The sequence below is a fragment of the Moorena sp. SIO2C4 genome (assembly GCF_010672485.1).
Classification (GTDB): Bacteria; Cyanobacteriota; Cyanobacteriia; order Cyanobacteriales; family Coleofasciculaceae; genus Moorena; species Moorena producens.
This window is the reverse complement of record NZ_JAAHGN010001080.1, coordinates 1-2,499: the sequence shown is the minus strand read 5'-3', so window position 1 is coordinate 2,499 and position 2,499 is coordinate 1. Positions and strand designations below refer to the sequence as shown.

The 2,499-nt window shown below is 44.5% G+C and carries 3 protein-coding genes and 1 pseudogene; all 4 read left to right on the top strand.

Translation table 11 applies throughout. The features are described from left to right. Window positions 1-419, top strand: a pseudogene (locus F6K20_RS33920) (hypothetical protein); the annotation flags it as partial. Next, window positions 416-1,270, top strand: coding sequence for a phage baseplate assembly protein V (locus tag F6K20_RS33915; protein ID WP_287297717.1), 855 nt, complete (start codon window positions 416-418; stop codon window positions 1,268-1,270). The pseudogene F6K20_RS33920 and the gene F6K20_RS33915, both read left to right, overlap by 4 nt. Next, complete coding sequence (locus tag F6K20_RS33910; protein WP_287297715.1) at window positions 1,270-1,791, top strand: hypothetical protein; 522 nt, start codon at window positions 1,270-1,272, stop codon at window positions 1,789-1,791. Before F6K20_RS33915 ends, F6K20_RS33910 begins: the two co-directional genes overlap by 1 nt. A gap of 134 nt (window positions 1,792-1,925) precedes the next feature. Further along, window positions 1,926-2,168: a hypothetical protein gene (locus F6K20_RS33905; RefSeq protein ID WP_008184367.1), complete on the top strand. Its 243-nt coding sequence runs from the start codon at window positions 1,926-1,928 to the stop codon at window positions 2,166-2,168. Window positions 2,169-2,499 lie beyond the last annotated feature (331 nt).

Sequence of the window (2,499 nt, the reverse complement as noted above, 5' to 3'; positions counted from 1 at the left end):
TCATTCTGGCCTTGGAATTGGAGCAACCCCATCCTGGGGTTGAGAAGGTGGAAATTTATGGAGAAAGTCCCAGCAGTCAAGGACAAGGAGAACAGGCGTACTCTTGGCTTACCAAAAAGGAGGTTAAGGGTACTGCTGGTTCCGGTTCTGGTATCACTACTCTACGACTGACTGACCCCACAGCTCTTACCCAGGCAGTTGCTCAGAAAATGGCTGAGGCGGTTTTGGCTAAGCAGCGCCAGAAGCAACGGGGTGAAATTAAGGTGCTAGGTAATGCTAATGTCAAGCTAGGAGATGAGATCAAGGTGTCAAAAATGCCGATAGCTACCCTGAATGGTAGCTTCAAAGTGACGGGAGTAAGCCACCGTCTCAATCGCCGTAGTGGTTTTTGTACTGTAATTGATTGGGAGGAAGTGTGACAGACTCGATTGTTGGAGTAATGCAGAAGGTTGCTCAGCAGGAAGCACGTAAAGTTTACACTACTGAGTTGGGCATTGTGACAGCGGTGTTTCCCCATAGCTCTGAGAGTGACAAGGACAACTACCAATGTTCAGTTAAGTTAAAGAACAAAAAACAGCCAGACGGCAAAGACTTTGAATTGCGCAAAGTGCCAGTAGCAACCCCCCATTTAGGACTGGTTAATATTCCCAATGTTGGGGATTTGGTGTTGGTTACCTTTATTGGGGGTAATCTCAATGCTCCTGTGATTATTGGTCGGCTCTACAATGACCAAGACCAACCCCCTGTCAACAAAGAAAAGGAATTCTACCTACAAAATAACTTGAAAGACGGGGGGAGTTTGAAAATTGATCAGGAGGGGGTAGTTACTGTTACTAGTAAAAATGAGAAGCAGGTGATTAGTGTCGATGATCAGAAAATTGATCTGACCAACGAAAAGTGCCATGTCACCCTCGAAGGAGGAGATGCCACCCTGAAAAATGAAAAATGTACCGTAGCTTTATCTGGTGGTAATATCACTATTGATAACGGCACCTGCAAGATTAAAGTTGAAAGTGGCGGCATCACCATTGATGCAGCTAGCTCTAATGTCACCGTCAAAAGTGTAGGTTCGATCAAGATTGGGGATGCAAGCACGGCTTCTGTGCAAGTTGGTGGACGGTTACCGGCTAATGCTGTTGGTGATAATGACGATATTATTCTGGCTACCCACACCCATGTGGGTAATCTCGGCGCTCCCTGTCCGGTGATGGTGCCAACAGAGAAGATTAATTCAATTCAGGCCAAGGCGAGAAATACCAAGGTGGGGTAATGGTTAGAATCAAAGGGGCAAACAGCGATTATAAATTTAAGGATGGCTCAATTCAAGAGGTAAAAGGGGACCATCCTGTTTACCTCAAAATTTTCATCTGTCCTTATGATATGCCTGGCCCCATTGAGGAACCTGATGAAAATGGTTGGTGTGAGGGCACAGATGATCAATGTCCTAATGGAGAAAATAGCTCTGGTCATGCTCTAATTTGTTTACATCAAGAGGATGGTATTTCCCTAGAAACGAATAACAAGGTAACTGCCACAGGAACCTTTGTTGCTGAGAAAGGCATTGTTGCTGAGAAGGGAATCACGATTAAGGATGAGCTGGTGTTGGATGTCTCAGAGGCAAAGGCGGGGCTTGTGATCAAGATGAAAGGAAAGGAAATGTTACGCCTTAATATTTCTGAGCAAGGTGATATCGAATTGTCCCCTCTTAATCCATCAAAAACTATTAAAATCAATGGCAAATTGGAGGTAACTGAAGGCTTGACGGTTGCAGGGAAGGAGTTACCAATTTAGGGAATTTAGAATTTAGAATTTAGAATTTAGAATTTAGAATGGGGAATCGGGAATCGGGAATCGGGAATCGGGAATTGGTAAAGAATATTATTTTATTTTGGTGTAGACAATTAAATTATAAATAGAGGAGATTAATGAAATCACAGGTTCAAGAAGCGGTCAACATTGCTCAGTCGCTTTCATTAGCAGAGCAGCTTGAACTACTCAAAATACTATCCACAATTATTCAAAAGAACCATGCCCTAGAAACTCAATCTATACCAGAAGGTGATAATACTGAGTTTTCAGCAGAAAGTTTTAGCAAGTCTTGGCAGCAAGCTGTGACTGGACAAACCTTACCCATTTCTCAAATCTGGGAGGGAATTGACCTTGACTGATGCTCCCTTAGTTGAGGTGCAACTTACTCCTGAGTTTCAGCGTAAATTGAGAGGATATCTGAAAAGTTTTTTTATACTGAATTTTGCCCCCCTAGGGCGTGTTTTCTTGCCTCGGAGATCCCCCATTATCCCCCTTAAAAAAGGGGGACTTTGAGTATGGCTCCCCCCTTTTTTAAGGGGGGCTGGGGGGGATCATCATCTTGCGGAAAACTTTGAAAACACGCCCTAGCCCCCCAAGCGAGGGATTGCTCGCTTGGGGGGAACAAGAATCAATTTGCTGCTAAAAGTCCCCCGAGCGAGGGATTGCTCGCTCGGGGGATTTAGGGGGCTT